The organism is Vibrio sp. 10N.222.49.C9 (genome assembly GCF_041474985.1).
Classification (GTDB): domain Bacteria; phylum Pseudomonadota; class Gammaproteobacteria; order Enterobacterales; family Vibrionaceae; genus Vibrio; species Vibrio crassostreae_C.
Genome location: NZ_JBFRVD010000590.1, coordinates 1 through 280, shown reverse-complemented (window position 1 = coordinate 280; position 280 = coordinate 1). Strand labels below are relative to the sequence as shown.

Here is a 280-nt window from a genome sequence, read left to right as displayed (position 1 = left end):
CTTCCTAGATGAGCGCATCGACATTGTATCTCAAGCAGATTCGGAACAGCAGCAACAGGGGCTATTCTAACTATGGATAAATCACGACACGCTGGTGGCCTGGAAGAACTCTTATCGCTGATACACGCTTCTAGAGAAACACTAATCGAGGCATTCAATAACAATGGGGTTCACAAGTCGAACGAAAACTCCGGTAACATTACGAAGCTTCTCCAAGCGAGAGCATTGATTAACACTCGATCGGGTTATCTTGTGAACCCAAAACTAATGGCGTTCATTC

Annotated in this window: 1 protein-coding gene; it reads left to right on the top strand. The window is 45.0% G+C overall.

What is annotated here, in order from left to right; all coding sequences use genetic code 11:
* Positions 1-72: 72 nt before the first annotated feature.
* The coding region (locus AB4585_RS24625; protein ID WP_372171379.1) for a hypothetical protein at positions 73-280 on the top strand (208 nt) is incomplete at its 3' end.